The 17,487-nt window shown below is 70.4% G+C and carries 16 protein-coding genes and 2 pseudogenes; 1 reads left to right on the forward strand and 17 read right to left on the reverse strand.

Annotated features, from left to right (window positions below):
- Positions 1 to 8 precede the first annotated feature (8 nt).
- The 7 genes from ABZY13_RS08165 to ABZY13_RS08195 all read right to left on the reverse strand — a co-directional run bounded on the left by ABZY13_RS08165 (position 9) and on the right by ABZY13_RS08195 (position 6,958).
- Entirely contained in the window at positions 9 to 764 is a 756-nt protein-coding gene (locus tag ABZY13_RS08165) for a (5-formylfuran-3-yl)methyl phosphate synthase (protein WP_356628144.1), read from the reverse strand.
- Between the two features lie 438 nt (positions 765 to 1,202).
- Positions 1,203 to 2,393 (reverse strand): LLM class flavin-dependent oxidoreductase, encoded by a 1,191-nt coding sequence (locus tag ABZY13_RS08170; RefSeq protein WP_356628059.1) that lies wholly within the window; start codon positions 2,391 to 2,393, stop codon positions 1,203 to 1,205.
- Positions 2,394 to 2,428: 35 nt separating this feature from the next.
- Positions 2,429 to 3,613, reverse strand: coding sequence for an SfnB family sulfur acquisition oxidoreductase (locus tag ABZY13_RS08175; RefSeq protein ID WP_356628060.1), 1,185 nt, complete (start codon positions 3,611 to 3,613; stop codon positions 2,429 to 2,431).
- Positions 3,614 to 3,616: 3 nt separating this feature from the next.
- Positions 3,617 to 4,171 carry an NADPH-dependent FMN reductase gene (gene ssuE / locus ABZY13_RS08180; RefSeq protein WP_356628061.1) on the reverse strand — a complete coding sequence of 185 codons (555 nt, stop codon included), beginning with the start codon at positions 4,169 to 4,171 and terminating at the stop codon, positions 3,617 to 3,619.
- A gap of 63 nt (positions 4,172 to 4,234) precedes the next feature.
- Positions 4,235 to 5,452 carry an acyl-CoA dehydrogenase family protein gene (locus ABZY13_RS08185; RefSeq protein ID WP_356628062.1) on the reverse strand — a complete coding sequence of 406 codons (1,218 nt, stop codon included), beginning with the start codon at positions 5,450 to 5,452 and terminating at the stop codon, positions 4,235 to 4,237.
- A gap of 46 nt (positions 5,453 to 5,498) precedes the next feature.
- The gene (sfnG, locus tag ABZY13_RS08190) at positions 5,499 to 6,632 is read right to left on the reverse strand and encodes a dimethylsulfone monooxygenase SfnG (protein ID WP_356628063.1); all 1,134 of its coding nucleotides are present in this window, start codon (positions 6,630 to 6,632) and stop codon (positions 5,499 to 5,501) included.
- 185 nt (positions 6,633 to 6,817) lie between these two features.
- Positions 6,818 to 6,958 (reverse strand): putative leader peptide, encoded by a 141-nt coding sequence (locus ABZY13_RS08195; protein WP_356628064.1) that lies wholly within the window; start codon positions 6,956 to 6,958, stop codon positions 6,818 to 6,820.
- A gap of 76 nt (positions 6,959 to 7,034) precedes the next feature.
- Between ABZY13_RS08195 and ABZY13_RS08200 the strand changes: the two genes are divergently transcribed.
- On the forward strand, positions 7,035 to 7,961 hold the full coding sequence (locus ABZY13_RS08200; RefSeq protein ID WP_356628065.1) for a LysR family transcriptional regulator: 927 nt from the start codon (positions 7,035 to 7,037) through the stop codon (positions 7,959 to 7,961).
- Between the two features lie 103 nt (positions 7,962 to 8,064).
- Here the strand turns inward: ABZY13_RS08200 and ABZY13_RS08205 are convergent, their stop codons facing one another.
- From ABZY13_RS08205 to ABZY13_RS08250, 10 genes and pseudogenes are all read right to left on the reverse strand, one after another.
- Entirely contained in the window at positions 8,065 to 9,192 is a 1,128-nt protein-coding gene (locus ABZY13_RS08205; RefSeq protein WP_356628066.1) for an LLM class flavin-dependent oxidoreductase, read from the reverse strand.
- Positions 9,185 to 10,276 carry an LLM class flavin-dependent oxidoreductase gene (locus ABZY13_RS08210; RefSeq protein ID WP_356628067.1) on the reverse strand — a complete coding sequence of 364 codons (1,092 nt, stop codon included), beginning with the start codon at positions 10,274 to 10,276 and terminating at the stop codon, positions 9,185 to 9,187. The genes ABZY13_RS08205 and ABZY13_RS08210 overlap by 8 nt, the downstream gene beginning before the upstream one ends.
- A complete protein-coding gene (locus tag ABZY13_RS08215; protein ID WP_356628068.1) occupies positions 10,273 to 11,646 on the reverse strand; it encodes an NtaA/DmoA family FMN-dependent monooxygenase in 1,374 nt (457 codons plus the stop codon). The genes ABZY13_RS08210 and ABZY13_RS08215 overlap by 4 nt, the downstream gene beginning before the upstream one ends.
- Positions 11,647 to 11,671: 25 nt before the next feature.
- On the reverse strand, positions 11,672 to 12,874 hold the full coding sequence (locus ABZY13_RS08220) for an LLM class flavin-dependent oxidoreductase (RefSeq protein WP_356628069.1): 1,203 nt from the start codon (positions 12,872 to 12,874) through the stop codon (positions 11,672 to 11,674).
- A gap of 163 nt (positions 12,875 to 13,037) precedes the next feature.
- A pseudogene (locus tag ABZY13_RS08225) lies at positions 13,038 to 14,024 on the reverse strand (ABC transporter substrate-binding protein).
- A 37-nt stretch (positions 14,025 to 14,061) separates the two neighbouring features.
- Positions 14,062 to 14,826, reverse strand: a complete 765-nt coding sequence (locus ABZY13_RS08230; protein WP_356628070.1) for an amino acid ABC transporter ATP-binding protein — start codon at positions 14,824 to 14,826, stop codon at positions 14,062 to 14,064.
- Entirely contained in the window at positions 14,823 to 15,854 is a 1,032-nt protein-coding gene (locus ABZY13_RS08235; protein WP_356628071.1) for an amino acid ABC transporter permease, read from the reverse strand. The genes ABZY13_RS08230 and ABZY13_RS08235 overlap by 4 nt, the downstream gene beginning before the upstream one ends.
- Before the next feature lie 21 nt (positions 15,855 to 15,875).
- Positions 15,876 to 16,826 (reverse strand): ABC transporter substrate-binding protein, encoded by a 951-nt coding sequence (locus ABZY13_RS08240; protein WP_356628146.1) that lies wholly within the window; start codon positions 16,824 to 16,826, stop codon positions 15,876 to 15,878.
- A gap of 2 nt (positions 16,827 to 16,828) precedes the next feature.
- Positions 16,829 to 17,344 carry a GNAT family N-acetyltransferase gene (locus tag ABZY13_RS08245; RefSeq protein WP_356628072.1) on the reverse strand — a complete coding sequence of 172 codons (516 nt, stop codon included), beginning with the start codon at positions 17,342 to 17,344 and terminating at the stop codon, positions 16,829 to 16,831.
- Positions 17,341 to 17,469 (reverse strand): annotated as a pseudogene (locus ABZY13_RS08250) (alkanesulfonate monooxygenase); the annotation flags it as partial. The gene ABZY13_RS08245 and the pseudogene ABZY13_RS08250, both read right to left, overlap by 4 nt.
- Between the last annotated feature and the right edge of the window lie 18 nt (positions 17,470 to 17,487).

A 17,487-nucleotide genomic window follows, 5' to 3' on the forward strand; every position in this document is an offset into this window, starting at 1 on the left:
GCCGGCGGTCAGCTCACGGCGGTGACGCCGGCCGCGTGCTCCCGGGCCTGCCGGTCCATCTCCGCCCGGAAGGCGGCCACCAGGTGCGGCCGGATCCGTCCCGCGTTGCGGTCGCCGCCCTCGCAGACCGCTCCGCGGACCCCGACGATGTCCGTTCCGATGCGGGTCAGCGGGCCGAGGTCGGCCTGCTCGACACTGCCCGCGAGGGCGGCGAGCAGGCCGGCGGCGTGGGCCAGCCGGACGAACTCGGCGCAGGCGTCCGGCGGCACGTGGTCGAACAGCCGCGTCCCGTCCTTGATCGCGGTGTCGAGCATGGCGGCGTCGGCACCGGAGCGGGCGGCGATGTCGGGCAGGGCCAGCGGGTTGACGCAGCCGATCCGGCGGGCGTCGGCGTAGCCGGAGGCGACGACGAGCGCTTCGGGGCGGTGGTCCTTCACCGCCCGGACGACCGCCCGCATGACGTCGATGCCCTGGTCGGGCGTCGTGCATCCGTAGAGGCCGACCTTGATGTACGTGGCGCCGGAGACGACCGCGCCGAGCGCGGCCTGTGCCACCGTACCCGGCTTGTACGGGACGTCCCCCACGGTCGCGGACACCGGCTTGTCCGCCGGTACCGCGTCGCGGATCTCCCGGATGACCCAGGGGAAGTTCGCGCCGAGAGAGCCCTCGTCAGGCTTCTTGACGTCGACGATGTCGAGATGCTCCGCCGACTTCGCACAGTCGAGAGCCTCCTCGACGCCGTCCGGGGAGATGAGAAGCAACATCGCGAACTCCTTCCACCGCCAGTCCGTCCGGCCGAGGGACAGGAGACCGCGGATCACCCGGCTCATGTGCGGTGCGCTCATCATTTCCCTCACCCTCGGAAACCGGGAGGGCGCACAGAGTGCCCATTGATGCTCGCGTCCACGCCTGCGCGCCGTGCATAGCGGATCAAACCGGCCGCACGCGCAGCACATGCCCTCCTAGGCGCCGGCGCAGGGACCGTGAAGCGCCCCTCCGGGAAGATTTCCCTGTGCAGGGGCACCGAGGATGCGGTGTGCCGAGGTCCGACGGTTTGAGCCAAGCCCTTCCGCTGGACGACGGCCCCCTCCAGTCCTCGCCGTCCGGTGCGCAAGGGCAGGATGACGACGACCAGAGCGAGGTGGTGACAACTGGTCCTTCGCGCAGGTGCCATGTGCTCGTGACGGTTGGGACCGCGGCCCTCACCCACCAGCCCCGGCGAAGGGAACCTGGGCCGGGGAGGCGGCCGGCTGCCCGAACGGGTGCTGCCACAGCCCTTGCGCCTGGAGCTTCGGCAGGACGCCCTCGCCGAACCAGTACGCCTCCTCCAAGTGCGGATATCCGGAGAGCACGAACTCCTCGATGCCCAGGGCGGCGTACTCCTTGATCCGCTCGGCGACCTCCTCGTGGCTGCCGACCAGGGCGGTGCCCGCGCCGCCGCGTACCAAACCGATGCCCGCCCACAGGTTGGGGTGGATTTCCAGGCGGGTGCGGGTTCCCCCGCTCGAGCGGCGTCGGGAGTCAAGGGGGCTGCCGCCGCCGTGCAGGGCGAGCATGCGCTGCTGTCCCTCGGACTCGCTGCGGGCGAGCCCTGCCTGGACCGACTTCACCGTCTCCGGATCGAAGCCGTCGAGCAGCCGGTTCGCCTCGGCCCAGGCCTGCGCGGAGGTGTCCCGGGTGATGACGTGCAGACGGATGCCGAAGCGGAGGGTGCGGCCCTCCTTCGCTGCCAGCGACCGGATCCAGGCGATCTTCTCGGCGACGGCGGCGGGTGGTTCGCCCCAGGTGAGGTACACGTCGACGTACCGGGCGGCGACCTCTCCCGCCGCGGACGAGGAGCCGCCGAAGTACACCTCGGGCACCGGCTCGGGCAGCCGGGCCAGTCTGGCGTCCGCCACGCGCAGATGTTCACCGTCCAGGTCGACGCTCTCGCCTTTCCACAGTCCCCGTACGATCTGGAGGAATTCGCCGGTGCGGCGGTACCGGGCGTCCTTGTCGAGGAAGTCGCCGTAGGCGCGCTGCTCGTGGCTCTCCCCTCCTGTGACGACGTTGAGCAGGAGCCGTCCGTCGGTCTGCCGCTGGAAGGTGGACGCCATCTGCGCGGCGAGCGTCGGTGAGACGAAGCCGGGGCGGAAGGCGACGAGGAACTTCAGCCGCTCGGTGTTCTGGCTGACCATCGCGGTGGTCAGCCACGCGTCCTCGCACCATGCGCCGGTGGGCGTGAGCGCGCCGACGAAGCCCAGGTCCTCGGCGGCGTGGGCGATCTGGCTGAGGTAGGCGACCGTGGGCGGCCGGTCCCGGCCGGTCTCGGTGGCGGGGGTGCCGTGGCCGCCGCCGACGACGTGGCGGCTGTCGCCGTTGGTCGGCAGGAACCAGTGGAAGGTGAGGGACACTCGGGGCTCCGATCCGGGGTGTGCGTCGGCGTTCGTCACAGGAGGCCGTGGCGGGGCGGCCTGGTGCCGCCCAGGACGTAACGGCCGATGTGCTGGACCTTCCAGCGGGCGGGGTCGTGCAGGGAGTGAGTGCGGGCGTCGCGCCAATACCGGTGGAGATTCAGAGAGCTGGCCGCGGAACGGGTTCCGGACACCTCGAACAGCGCGCTCGCCACCTCCACCGCCGTCTGGGCGGCATGCACCTTTGCCGCGGCGACCGCGATGGACGCCTCTGCAGCCGAGTCGTCCGTGAGGTGGGCCTGCGCCCCGTCCACCACTCGCGCGGCCTCGCGCAGAAGGGCCTCGGACGCCCGCACCTGAAGGGCGAGTTCACCGAACCGCTGGATCAGCAGCGGATCCTCCGCAGCCGTGTCGACATCGCTCTCGAACCAGGGACGGCTCTTGGTGCGCACGAACTCCGCGGCCTCGGCGAGCGCTCCCGCGGCGATTCCGGCGTCAATGGCGGCGTGCAGCAACTGCGCTACGGCACCGTGCAGCTGAGGCCCTCGAAAGGTCAGGTGGTGGGGCAGCACCCGGTTCGCGGGCACCGGGACGCCCGCCAGACGGACGGTGCCGCTGGCCGTCGTACGCTGCCCCAGGCCTTCCCAGTCGTCGATCACCGTGAGGCCTGGGGCGCCGGAGTGCACGTACGCCACATGCAGGTTGTCGTCCTCGGCGCGGGCCAGGACCGGGATCCAGTCGGCGAAGAGGGCTCCCGTGGAGTAGTGCTTGAGTCCGTTGAGGACGTACGAGCCGTCCGGCCGGGGTTCCAGACGGGTGCGAATGTCCTGGACGTGTTTCGTACCCGCCTCCGACTGGGCGTTGCCGAAGCGGCGGCCGGCGAGCAGCTCGGCGTAGAAGAACTTCTGCTGCTCCTCGGTTCCCTGGCGGCGAATCACGTTCACGTAGACGAAGTGGCTCTGCGGGATCTGAGCGAGACTGGCGTCGGCGCAGCCCAGAAGCCGGAAGATCTCCGCGAGCGTCTCTGCGCGGACGTCCGCACCACCGTGCTCCGCCGGCACGGTGACGGCGAGCAGCCCCGAGGCGGAGAGCCGGTCCAGCTCCTCACGGGGAAGCCGGCGTTCGGCGTCCCGGGCCGAGGCGCCCACCCGGAACTCGTCGGCCAGGGCGGACGCGACAGCGACGGCCTCGGCGTCGTCGGCGATGACGTGTGCGGTCATGGCTCAGCTCGCCGCGGCCAGGAGGGGCGTACGACCCAGCGCCAGCGAGAACTGGTCGACGACCTGGGTGAGGGCCTCGGCGGCGGCCGGTGCGACGGTGACCGAGCCGTCGTCGTGGGCGGTGATGTCCTTGTCGAGGGTGAACCAGCCCTGCACGATGTGCGCGGCGCCCATGGAGCTGAGGACCGGACGCAGCGCGTAGTCGATGGCGAGGACATGCGCGATGGAGCCGCCGGTGGCGAGAGGCAGGACCGTCTTTCCGGTGAGTGCGTACTGCGGGAGCAGGTCGAGGAGTGCTTTGAGGACTCCGGAGTACGACGCCTTGTAGACGGGTGTTCCTACGACGACGCCGTCGGCGCTCGCGAACAGCTCGGTGGCCTCGACGATCGCCGGGTGCCGGAAGTCCGCGCCGAGCAGGGCCTCGGCGGGGATGGTGCGAACGTCGAGCGGGACGATGTCGTGCCCCTGAGCGGTCAGTCGCTGGTCCAGGTGGCGCAGCAGGCGGTTGGTGCGGGAGGAGGCGGAAGGGCTGCCGGAGACGGACAGGACAGTGGCCATGGGTCCTCTTTCGGGGAGGAGGGAAGGGGGCGCCTCCGCCGGGGGGAGGCGCCCCCGGGGCGGTCAGGAGTACCAGGTGGGTTCGGGCAGTTCGCCCTCGAGGACCCAGCGGCCGACCTCGCGCCGCTTGTAGGCGACAGGGTCGTGGAGGGTGTGGGTGCGGACGTTGCGCCAGAAGCGGTCCAGGCCCTCGGACGTTGCGGTGGCGCGGGCGCCGGTCACTTCGAAGATCCGATTGCCGATCTCCAGGGCGACGTCGGTGGCGCGGGCCTTCACGGCGGCCACGCGTACCTCGAAGTCGCCGCGGGTCTGCGCGGTGACCGCATCGGGGTCGTCGTGCAGCTTCTGCCCCTCGGCGGCGACGGCGTCGGCGAGGGCCTCCGCCGCCCAGAGCTTGGCGGTGAGGTCGCCGTAGACGTCGATGACGTACGGCTCGTCGACCGCCCGCTCATGACCGCCGTGCAGCCACGGACGGGATTTGGTGCGGGTGTAGGTGGCGGCCGTCTCCAGCGCGCCGCTCGCGATGCCGAGGTAGAAGCTGACGAAGACGAGCTGGATGGTGGGGACGTTGAGGGTGTTGTAGGTGCGCGGCTGGAATTCCTTGCCGACGTAGCCGAGCGCCGACGACCAGGGCGTGCGGACGCCGCCGATGGTGACGCTGCCGCTCTCGGTGAGCCGCTGGCCGATGTTGTCCCAGTCGTCGTGGAAGGTCAGGCCCTCGCTGTCGGACGGCACGATCGCGAAGACGTGCAGTTCGGTTCCCTCCAGGACGCCTTCGAGGACGGTGACGTCGGAGACCCTGCTGCCGGTGGAGAAGGTCTTGCGGCCGGTGAAGACCAGGTCGTCGCCGTCGTCGGTGACGACGACGTCGTTGTCGCGCGGGTTGACGGCCCCGCCGAAGAACCAGCGCTCCCGGGTGGCCTCGGCCTCTGTCCGCTCCCACTGTTCGCGGGTGCCGACCAGGCGGGCGGCCCAGAACCACAGGTAGTGGTAGCCGAGGAGCTGGCCGATGGAGCCGTCGGCCTTGGCGACCTCGCGGACGACCCGGTAGGCGGTGGTCCAGTCCTGGCCCGCGCCGCCGTGCTCGACGGGGCCGAGCAGGGTGACCAGGCCGGCGTCCTTCAGGAGCCGTACCTCGGCGTACGGGGTGGCGCCGGCGCGGTCGCGTTCGGCGGCGTCGGTGGCGAGGACGGCGGCGACCTCGGCCGCCCGGGCGATCCACTCCTCGACGGTGACGGGGGCGGGGCGGGTGGCCCAGTCGGCGGGCGTGACAGTGCTCATGCTGATGACCTCGTTCGGGATGCGGTGCGGTGTGGAAAGGAGGGGTTCAGGCGCGAGCCGGGACGGGGTCCGTCTCGCTGTCCGGCAGTTGGGCCTCCAGCTCGCGTACGAGCGGCAGCACGCGGCGGCCGAAGTACTCGACCTCCTCGTGGTAGTGGAGGAAGCCGAGGAGGAGGAGGTCGACGCCGAGCTTCTTGTAGGCGACGATCCGCTCGGCGATCTGCTCGGGCGTGCCGATGAGGCCCGTGCGGAAGCCGTCGTTGTACTGGACGAGGTCTTCGAAGGTCGAGTCCTGCCACATGCCCTTGCCGTCGGCCGTGGACTGCCCCGCCTGCTTCACCGCGGCGCCGAAGCCCTCCACGGCCTCGCTGTCGGCACGGGCGACGATCTCGCGCAGCGTCTCGCGGGCCTCGGCCTCGGTGTCGCGAGCGATGAGGAAGCCGTTGAGTCCGAACTTCGGTGCCGTACGGCCGGCTTCGGCGGCGGACTTGCGTACGTCGGTGATCTGCTCGGTGACGCCGTCGAAGTCCTTGCCGTTGCTGAAGTACCAGTCGGAGACGCGACCGGCCATGGCGCGGGCGGCGCTGGAATTGCCCCCCTGGAAGATCTCCGGGTGCGGGCGCTCGGGGGTGTTGAGCGGCTTGGGCTTGAGGGAGAAGTCACGCAACCGGTAGAAGTCCCCGGCGAGTTCGGCGTGGTCCTCGGTCCAGATCTTCCGCAGGGCGCGGATGAACTCCTCCGAGCGTCGGTAGCGTTCGTCGTGCTCCAGCCAGGGCTCGCCGAGGGCGGTGAACTCGCCCTTGAACCAGCCGCTGACGACGTTGACGGCGAAGCGGCCGTTCGACAGGTGGTCGGCGGTGGCTCCGAGTTTGGCGAGCACACCCGGGTGCCACAGACCGGGATGGACGGCGGCGATGACCTTGAGCCGCTGCGTGGCGAGCAGCAGGGCGAGGCTGAAGCTGGTCGACTCGTGCTGGTACTCGGCGCCGTAGCTGGCCATGTAACGGACCTGGCTGAGGGCGTAGTCGAAGCCGTTGTTCTCGGCGAGGACGGCGAGTTCCCGGTTGTAGTCGTAGCCCCAGTCGGTGCGCTGCTCGATGGTGCTGGTGACCAGGCCGCCGCTGACGTTCGGCACCCAGTAGGCGAATCGGACGGGATCAGGTCCGGAAGATGCGGGCATGGAAACTCCAGGCGGGAGAATACTGCTGCGGGCAGGAAGAAGGAGCTCCTGGGGAATTAAGGGCACGCCGGAGCGTCGCTCCCGGAAGGTTCGTCACCGCTACGGATGGACGGAATCAGCCGGGATCAGAATGCGCAGCAGGAGATGGCGGACGGAGCCCGTGGGAGGGTTTCCCTCGGGTGCGCTCAGGCCCGACAGCGACAGCAGGAGCTGGAGACACGCGCGAGGTCGACGTGGCGTCGACGCGTGAGGTCCTGTCGCTTCATGTCTCCGATGGAACCAGCGGGAGTCCTGTCGGTCAAGAATTCCTCGCTGTGATTCCACATCCTGGGAGTCGTTGTTCACGAGGTTGTGACAGGGTTTCCCTTGAACGCCGCGCGGGACGGGCGGCAGTCTCCTGCCGTGCGTATCGAACAGCTGGAATACATCGCCGCCGTCACCCGGTTCGGTTCGCTGCGGCGCGCCGCCGAAGAACTCCATCTGTCCCAGCCGGCGCTCAGCGAGACCGTCCGCAATCTGGAGCGCGAGCTGGGCGTCGATCTGCTGGAGCGCAAGCGGTCCGGGGCGAAGATCAGCGACGAGGGCCGGGAGCTGCTGCCGCACATCATGACTGTGCTGGACGCAGTGGACCGGTTGCGCGGCGCGGCCGGCGACCAGCACCGCATCAGCCGCATGGTCCGACTCGGCACGGTGAACACGGCCACTGTGCCGCTGGTCATCCCGACGGTGCGGGAGTTCCGGGCCGCGCACCCGGTCACCCAGGTCGAGATGGTCGGCGCGCAGCAGGCCGACATCCACCGCGGGCTGTTGGAGGGCGCCTTCGACCTGGGCCTGGTGAACTACCTGCGGGGCGACGACATGCCGCCCGGCTTCGAGACGACGGAGCTGCTGTGCGGCCGGCCCGTGGTGTGCGTGCGTCCGGACAGTCCACTGGCTGCCCTGGAGGCGGTGGACGCCGACAGCCTCCTGACCGAGCCGCTGGTCGTGATGCGGTCCGGCTATGTCATGCACCGTTTCGTGCACCGGCTGCTCCGCGGCCGTACACCGTCCTTCTCGTACTCCACCGACGGTGCGGAGATGGGCAAGCTGATGGTCGCCGAGGGCCTGGGTGCCACCGTGCTGCCGGACTTCAGCGTCGTCGGCGACCCGCTGGAGCGACGGGGCGTGATCACTGTGCGGCCCCTCGCGGGGGTGGCGACCGACGTACTGCTCGTCCTGCAGCGCCGCCATTCCGGCTCCGTTCCCCGGGCGGTCCGCGACCTGCACGAGCTGTTCGTGCGCAACGCCCGGGCGCACGGCGCCTCCGCACGACGGCTGACGCAGGGGTGATCCCCGGCTCATGGCCATGCGCGGTCTGCCCGGTGCCGGCGACACCACGCTCGCCCGTCTCCTGGCGGCCCGGATCGGTGCGGTCCGCACGGCCTCGAAGGGCTCAGCCCCGACGGCGCCACTCCTCCGCGAGCAGCTCGTACGAACGCACCCGGTCGGCGTGGTCATGAGTGATCGTCGTGATGAGCAACTCGTCCGCACCGGTGGCCTCCTGCAGCTGCTCCAGCCGGTCGGCCACTTGGGCCGGTGAGCCGACGAACTGGGTGTCGATGCGGTCCTGCACGAGGGCCCGGTCCGCGTCGCTCCACGTGTGAGCACGCGCCTCCTGCGGGGTCGGGAACTCGATGGCGCCTTCGGCGGTGCGGATGCTGCGGACCCACGGGCCGTATCCGGTGGCGAGTTCCCGGGCGGTCGCGTCGTCGTCGGCGACGACGACGTCGGCGGAGACGCTGACGTACGGCTTGTCGAGGAACTCGGAGGGCTGGAAGAAGGAGCGGTAGCCTTCCACCGCCTCCAGCACCGTGGCGGGACTGACGTGGTAGTTCGCGGCGAAACGCAGACCGCGCGCCCCTGCCACCTCGGCGCTCCGGCCGCCGCTGCTGCCCAGGATCCACACCTGCACGTCGGCGCCCTCGCCCGGCACGACGTGCACCTCGATGCCCTCCGGGGAACGGTAGGTGCCGGCCAGCAGCGCGAGGATGTCGTGGATCTGCTCGGCGTAGTCCTGCGACTCGGCGCCCGGGAGCAGGAGCAGCTTGCGCTGCAACGCGACGCGGGGTGAGCCGAGCAGGTGCTCGAAGGAGAAGCGGGGCGGGATGAGCAGGCCGTTCGGGGCGCGGCCGTCGACGACCGGGGTGGCCGTCGGCACGTTCGCCTTCTCCCTGGGCGGGCGGCCGCCCGAGCGGCCCAGGCCCAGGTCGAGGCGGCCGGGGTGAAGGGCGTCGACCAGGCCGAACTCCTCGACCGTGGACAGGGCGGTGCGGTGTCCGAGCTGTACGGCCCCTGAGCCGAGCCGGATCGTGGAGGTCGCGGCGGCGGTCAGGGCGAGCACGACCGCCGGGGACGTACCCGCCACGCCCGGGTTGAGGTGGTGCTCGGCGAACCAGTACCGGGCGTAGCCGAGCCGCTCGGCCTGCTGGGCGAGGTCGATGGAGTTGCGCAGGGCGTCCGCGGCCGTCGACCCCGACGGGATCGGGACGAGGTCGAGGACGCCGAGGGGGATGTCAGACACGGGCGGACTCCTGGGTGAGCGGTGGTGCCGGAAACACGGGTCCCCATGCGAACGGCGGGTCCGGTATCTCGCGGCGCAGCACCGGTGCGACGTGGGACTGGAACAACTCGAGGGAGGCGCGGTGCCGGGCGTCCGTCAGCCCGCCGGCGTCGGCGTTCACATGCAGTACGGTGTGGCCGAACTGCTCGTGGTAGCGGTGCACCTTGTCGATGACCTGCTGCGGGCTGCCGATCAGGGCGGAGCTGCGGGCGACGAAGTCTTCCAGGGTCTCGAAGACGACGGGCAGTCCCGCCTGCTTGGAGAAGGCCAGATTGGCTTCGAAGACCGGCCGGTAGGCGGCCAGCGCCTCCTGAGAGGTCGGCGCCACGAGGATGCCCGCCGTGCCCGCGCCGATCGCGATGCCGGCCGGGTCGTGGCCGTAGTGTTCCCAGCGTTCGCGGTAGTGGCGGATCAACTCGGCATACGGCTCTATGGGGTGGGTGACGTTCGCGGAGAACAGCGGGTCGCCGTGGCGGGCGGCCAGGTCGACCGACTCCTTGCTGGTGGCGCTGCCGTGCCAGACACGGACGGGCTGCTGGAAGGGCCGGGGCCACACCTCGGCGTCCGTCAGCGGCGGGCGGAAGCGGGTCTGCGCGGTGACCTTGTCCTGGCGCCAGATCCGCCGGAACACCTCGTAGCTCTCGGCGTTGCGGTCCCACTGGTCCTCGGCCGTGACGTGGAACAGCTCGCGCTGGGCGGTGCCGTTGCCCTTGCCGATGATCAGGTCCAGTCGCCCCTCGGAAAGGTGGTCGAGGGTGGCGTAGTCCTCGTAGGCGCGCACCGGGTCGAGCAGACTCAGGGTCGTCACGGCGGTGAAGAGACGGATGTGTTTCGTCAGCGCGGCCACATGGCTCAGTACCACGGTCGGCGAGGAGGAGATGAACGGCCGCTCGTGCCGCTCTCCCACCCCGAAGCCGTCGAAGCCCAGCTCCTCGGCCAGCACGGCGTTGTCGAGGACCTCGCGGAAACGCTCATGGGTCGATCTCTGTACGCCGGTGACCGGGTCCGGGCGGTGCACGATCAGAGTGATGGCGAGGAACTTCACGACGCCACCCGCTCGCCGCGGACGCCGTCCGGGTGTGCCAGGCCCAGGTGGTCGCGCAAGGTCGTGCCCTCGTACTCCGTGCGGAACACGCCCCGCTCCTGCAGCAGCGGGACCACCTTGTCGGCGAATTCGTCCAGGCCGCCCGGGGTGATGTGCGGGACGAGGATGAAACCGTCGCTCGCGTCGGCCTGCACGAGGTCGTTGATGGTTTTCGCGATGGTGGCCGGGGAGCCGACGAAGTTCTGCCGGTTGCCGGTGTTGATGACCAGGTCGCGGATGGACCAGTTGTTGGACGCGGCGAGTTCGCGCCACTCGCGGGCGACGGCCAGCGGGTCCCGGTACATGCGGACCTGGGCGCGCCCCTTGGAGATGTGGTCGTCGCCGACGTCCGGGTCGATGTCGGGCAGCGGCCCTTCCGGGTCGTACGCCGACAGGTCCCGGTTCCAGACGAACTCCAGGTGCTTGAGTGCGGTGGCCCCGCTGACTTGCCGCCGGCGCACCTCGCGGGCCAGTTCCTCTGCCTCGGTGTCGGTGTCGGCGAGGGCGAACGTCGCGGCGGGCAGGATGAGCAGCTGGTCGCGGCGGCGGCCGTACTTGGCCAGGCGGGACTTCACGTCCGTGTAGAAGGCCTGGCCCGCCTCGAGGGTGCCGTGCCGGCTGAAGATGGCGTCCGCCTCGGCGGCGGCGAACTCGCGGCCCTCGTCGGAGTCGCCGGCCTGGAAGATGACCGGGCGGCCCTGCGGGGAGCGCGGCACGTTGAACTGCCCGTGGATGTCGAAGTGCCGTCCGGTGTGGACGAAGGCGCCGGCCTTGGCGTCCCGCAGGAAGACGCCGGTGGCCTGGTCGGCGAGGATCTCGTCGCCGTGCCAGGAGTCGAAGAGTTCGTTCGCCGTGGCCAGGAACTCCTTGGCGCGGGAGTAGCGCTCCTCCTGCGGCAGGAAGCCGCCGCGGCGGAAGTTCTCGCCGGTGAAGGCGTCCCAGGAGGTGACGACGTTCCAGGCGCAGCGGCCTCCGGAGAGGTGGTCGAGGCTTGCGAACTGGCGGGCGACCTCGTAGGGCTCGTTGAACGTGGAGTTGATGGTGCCGGTCAGGCCGAGGTGCTCGGTGACGGCGGCGAGCGCGGCGAGGACGGTGAAGGTGTCGGGGCGGCCGACGACGTCCAGGTCGTAGATCCTCCCGCCCTGTTCGCGCAGCCGCAGCCCTTCGGCGAGGAAGAGGAAGTCGAACTTGGCGCGTTCGGCGGTCCGCGCGAAGTGCGCGAAGGAACTGAACTCGATGTGGCTGCCGGCCCGTGGGTCGCTCCACACGGTGGTGTTGTTGACGCCGGGGAAGTGGGCGGCCAGGTGGATCTGCTTCAAGGGCTTGGTCACGGCTGTGCGGTTTCCTTCCGACGGCTCAGGCTGCCGCGTAACGGTTGGCGGGGCGGGCGAGACCCAGCAGGCCGCGCAGGGTGCCGGCCTCGTAGGCGCGGCGGAACACGCCCCGCCGCTGGAGTTCGGGGACCAGCGCCCGGGTGATCGCCGGGAGGTCGTGCCCGGCGACGGCGGGGCGCAGCCGGAAACCGGACAGGCCGGCACCGTGCCACTCCTGCAGGAGGTCGGCCAGTTGGACCGGTGTTCCGGTGAAGACCGGGGCGTCGCTCGTGTACGGCCGTCCCGCGAGCGCGTCGAGCCGATCCCGGCGTGCCCGCGCGGCGCCCGGGTCGTCGTCGAGGAGGACCACCAGGTCGCCGAAGACGTGCAGCGGGTCGGCAGCCCTCCCGGACGCGTTCTGCTCGGCATGGATCCGAGCCACGATCGCGCGGGCCTCGTCGGCGTCGTACGGCGTGACGTAGCCGATGTCGGCGGCGCGGGCCACGAGCCGGTACGGAACGGTGTCGTGGGCGAGCGCGCTGACGATCGGCTGGCCCTGCGGCGGGCGGGGTGTGATGGAGGGGCCCTTGACGCTGAAGTGCCCGCCCTCGAAGTCGATGTAGTGCAGCTTGTCGGCGTCGATGAAGCGGCCGGTGGCGGCGTCCCGGATCTCGGCGTCGTCCTCCCAGCTGTCCCACAGGCGGCGCACCACCTCCACGTAGTCGGCGGCCTCGTCGAAGAGATCGGCGACCAACTCCCGTGTGTCCGGGTGGTCGTAGGCCTCGATACGCGGGATCGTACGGCGGCCGAAGTGCGCGGCCTCGTTCGGGCGGGCGGTGATCTGCACCCGCACGCCGGCGCGGCCGGTGCTGACGTGGTCCAGGGTGGCGATCGCCTTGGAGATGTGGAACGGCTCCGTGTGGGTGGCGACCACCGTCGGCACCAAGCCTATGTGCCGGGTCAGCGGTGCCACGCGGGAGGCGATGAGGACGGCGTCCAGACGACCGCGCACCTGGTCGGTGCGGTCGTCCGGGTCCAGGAAGTGGGACGACTGGAGGCCGAGGCCGTCCTCGATGGTCACGAAGTCGAGCAGCCCGCGCTCGGCCTCCGCGACCAGGTCCGCCCAGTACGCGGCGGTGAACAGGTCCCGGGGGCGGGCCACCGGCTCGCGCCAGGAGGCGGGATGCCAGCCGGTGCCGTCCAGGGCGACCGCAAGGTGCAGCAGTGAAGTAGGTCTTGAGGACACGGCGGAGGTGCCTTCCTGGAAGTTGGTGACGAGAACACCGGCCCTCGCGCGGAGCTGGGCCAGTCTGCGGCCTTCTTGAGGTCGAAGGCGGTCCGGGGCAGTCGTGTTGCGCACGAGGACGGTTGAGGTCGCGGAGCCCGTGCGTCTTCGCGCCCTGGACCGGCTACCTGCTGGTCCTGGGCAGGCCGGGCGGGTTGATCTCCGACTTGGTCACGGCCTCGTCGGACAGACCCCAGCGCTCCAGCACCTTCGCGTAGGTCCCGTTGTCGATGATGTGGTTGAGTGCGTCGGCGAGCGGCTCGACCAGGCCGCTGTCCTTCTTGGTGGTTGCGGCGATGAGGCCCTGGAGGGTGGCGCCGGCGCCGGACTAGGTGCCGACGACCTCGGTCCTGCCGGTGGTGGCCGCGTGGTGGGCGGCGGTCGGGTTGGGGCCGAGGTACAGGTCGATGCGGCCGGACTGGAGGGCGAGGTAGGTGTCGCTGTCGTTCTGGTAGTACTTGATGTCCACCGGCTTCCGGCCGGCCTTCTCGTTCTCCTTGCTCCACTCGATGAGCAGCTTCTCCTGGTTGGTGCCGCTGCTCACGGCGACCGTCCTGCCCGCCACGTCCTCGGGGCCGGTGACCTTCAGGCCGCTGCCCTTCTTCGCCTCGAAGGCGAGGTTGTCCTCGCGGTAGGTGGCGAAGTCGTACTTCTCCTTGCGTTCCTCGGTGACGGTGATGTTGGTGAAGCCGACGTCGTACTTGGCGCTGTCGAGGCCGACGAAGATGTTCTCCCAGGAGACGGAGTTGATGTGCGGCTCGAGGCCGAGGACGTCGGCGACCAGGTGGGCGATGTCCGGCTCGACGCCGATGACGGTCTTGTTGTCGGTGGCGTAGAAGGTCAGCGGCGCGGCGGAGCCGGACGAGGCGACCAGTTCCAGGGTGCCTCTCTTGCGGATCCTTTCCGGGACCTCGGCGGCTATGGAGTCGACCTTGGCGGTGGTGATGCGGTTCTGGTCGGCGCTGAGGTTGATCTTCGTCTTGGCGCCCGACGTGTCCGCGACCTCGGTGGTGCCGCCGTCGGTGGGGTTGCTGCAGGCGGCGAGGACGAGGACGGTGGTGAGTCCGAGCGCGGCTGCGGTGGTGCGGCGGCGGGCGAGGGTGGTGGACACGGTCGTTCTCCTTGCGTGTGGAATGGGTGAGGGGCGGTCAGAGGACCTTGGAGAGGAAGGCGCGGGTGCGCTCGTGGTGCGGGTTGTCCAGGACCGCCGCGGGCGGCCCCTGTTCCACGACGACTCCGCCGTCCATGAACACCACGGTGTCGGCGACCTCGCGGGCGAAGCCGATCTCATGGGTCACGACGATCATGGTGGTGCCGGTCCCGGCCAAGTCCTTGATGACGTCGAGGACTTCACCGACGAGTTCCGGGTCCAGCGCCGAGGTGGGCTCGTCGAAGAGCAGCACCTTCGGTTCGAGGGCGAGCGCGCGGGCGATGGCGACGCGCTGCTGCTGGCCGCCGGAGAGCTGGCGCGGGTAGGCGTCGGCCTTGTCGGCGAGCCCGACCCGGTCGAGGAGCGGGCGGGCCGTCTCCTCCGCCTCCTTGCGAGGGCGGCGCAACGCCGAGACCGGGGCCTCGACGAGGTTCTCCAGCACGGTCAGATGCGGGAAGAGATTGAAGTTCTGGAAGACGAACCCGATGTGGGTGCGCTGCTTCAGAACATGCTTCTCCTTCAGCTCGTGCAGCCTGCTCCCGGCGCGGCGGTAGCCGATGAGCTCGCCGTCGATGCTGATCCAGCCGCTGTCGACCTTCTCCAGGTGGTTGATGGTGCGCAGCAGTGTGGACTTGCCGGAGCCGGACGGGCCGAGGATCACGGTGACCTCGCCGGTGCGGACCTTGAGGTCCACGCCGCGCAGCACCTCCAGCGGGCCGAAGCTCTTGTGGACGCCGTGGACGTCCACCATCACCTGACTCATCGGCTGTCTCCCAGGGGTCCAGGGGTCGTCAGAGGTACGACAGGCCGGCTGCGCTGGGCCGCCGCCGCGCGCAGGGTGAGCAGAAGGCGCCGGGCGCGCTGGAGCGGGGTGGGCGGCGGGGTGCGGTTGGCGCCTCGGGCGTAGCGGCGCTCCACGTAGTACTGGGCGACCGACAGCAAGGAGGTGAGGACGACGTACCAGGCGGTGGCGACCAGCAGCAGCGGGACCACGCGGCCGTTGCGGCCGTAGATGACCTGCACCTGGTAGAACAGCTCGCCGATGGACATGACGTAGACCACCGAGGTGCCCTTGAGGAGGCCGATGATCTCGTTGCCGGCCGTGGGCAGGATGGCGCGCATGGCCTGCGGCAGCACGATCCGGCGGATCTGCCGCAGCCGGGGTATGCCCAGGGCGGCGGCTGCCTCCAGCTGCCCGTTGTCGACCGAGATGACGCCGCCGCGGACGATCTCGGCGGCGTAGGCGGCCTGATGCAGCGTCAGCCCGATGATCGCGGCGCCGATGGTGCCGATGAGGCTGTTGCTGTCGACGGACCAGAACACCGGGCCGAAGGGGATGCCGACCCCCAGTTCCTCGTAGAGCGCGCTGAGGTTGAACCAGAACACCAGCTGGACGATCATCGGGATCGACCGGAAGACCCAGACGTATGTCCAGGCGACGGTCTGCAGCACCGGGCTGCGCGACAGCCGCATGAAGGCCAGCACGGTGCCGAGGAGGAAGCCCAGAACGGTGGCGTAGGCGGTGAGCTGGAGGGTGACCCACACTGCCTGGACGATCGTCTCGGACAGGACGTAGTCGCGGAAGACCTTCCACTCCCAGACGGGGTTGGTGGCCAGTCCGTGCACGAACTGGGCGACCAGCACGACCACGGCGACGGCCGCCGCCCACCGGCCGTAGTGGCGGGCGGGTACGACCTTGAGGGAGGCGGGGTCGTCCGAAGCGGGTGGGGCTTGGGGGCGGGTGCCCGGGGAGGCCGCGCCGGGCGGCGCGGCGTCGGTGGTGGATGCCATCGTGATGTTCCTGCTCAGCTCTTACGTGTGCTCGGGCGGGTTGATTCGCGATCTCTCGATCGCGGAGGCGGAGGTGCCCCACTTCTTGAGGATCCGGGCGTATGTGCCGTCCTTGATGAGCTCGTTGACGGCCGCCTGGAACGCCTTGGTGAGCGGGGAGCCCTTCTTGAAGGCGAAACCGACGTCGAGGCGGTGGTACTCGCCGAGGAAACTCGTCTGCGAGGCGGGTTGTGCCGCCTGGTGGCGCAGGCCGTTGATCGTCGACATGATCACGTCGATACGGCCCTGCTGCAGCGCGGTGAGCGTCGCCGCGTTCTCCGAGTAGACCTTCACGTCGTACGGCTTCTTGCCCGCCTCGGCGCACACCCCCTTCTGTGCGGTGAGGGTCGCCTCGAAGGTGGTGCCGGCACCGGTGCCGATGGTCAGCCCGCACAGCCGGGTGAGGTCGGTGACCTTCGACGTGAGCTCGGTGTTGCCCTTCTTCACCGCGAAGCCCTGGCCGTCGTTGATGTAGGTGACGAAGTCGATGGTCTTCAGGCGCTCGCTGGTGACGCCGAAGTTGCCGGTGCCGAAGTCGTACTTGCCACTGCCGAGGGCGGGCAGGATCGTCTCGAAGGACGCGTCCTGCCGCTCCAGCTTGACGCCGAGGACCTTGGCCACCGCGTCGGCGAGGTCGATGTCCTGCCCCGCGGGCGCCTTGTCCGTGCCGTTCGGGTAGTACGCGCCCGGCGGGAACCCGATCGAGCTACCGACCCTCAGCGTGCCCGACGTGCGGACGTCGGCCGGCAGCAGGGCGGCGACGGAGTCCACCTTGCGTACGGCGGCTACCGGGTCGTCGGTCGGCGCGGGAGAGGCCTGAGCGCCCACCGTCGCCGTGCCGCCGGTGTCACCCGAGCCGCAGGCGGTCAGCGCCAGCAGGGGAAGCAGGGCGAGGACGGCGGCGCTGTGCAGACGAGTCGTCAGGGTGCGGATGTTCACTGGTCGGGGGCCTTTCCCGTGCGTTCCCGGAGGGCGAGGTGCTTCTCGAAGGGCAGCGGGCCGATGGATTCCGGGTCGGCCTCGGTGTCGAAGAGCGGCGTGTAGCCGGTGGCCAGGTACAGGCCGCGGGCCTCCGGTTGGCGTGGGCCGGTGGTCAGGTAGATCCGCCGGTAGCCGCGGGCACTCGCCTCGCGCTCCAGCTCGGCGATCACGCGGCGGGCGAGGCCGCGGCGGCGGTGGGCGGAATGGGTCCAGATCCGCTTCAGTTCGGCGGTGGTCGCGTCGTAACGGCGGAAGGCGCCGCCCGCGACGGGCTCCCCGCCCTCCAGCAGCAGGAGGAGAACGCCTCCGTGGGGCGGGGTGAATTCCTCGTCGGGGTAGCGGGAGATCTCGGCGTGGGCGTCCTTGCCGTAGCGCGTGGAGTACTCGTGGCCGAGTTCGCGCAGCAGGGGCCTCACGCGCGGGTCGCCCACCGAGACCGGAACGACCGTCGCTTCCACGGCGGAGGTCATGCGTTCACCACCGCCGGAGTCCGTGCCTCGCGTGCGGTCCGCTCGGCGTCGCGTTCGGGGATCTCCTCGCGGACGAGAGGAACGATGTGCCGGCCGAAGTCGACGGCGTCGCCCAGCAGGTCGAAGGTGGTGCCGGAGCGCGA

This window comes from Streptomyces sp. NPDC006610 (assembly GCF_040611575.1).
Classification (GTDB): Bacteria; Actinomycetota; Actinomycetes; order Streptomycetales; family Streptomycetaceae; genus Streptomyces.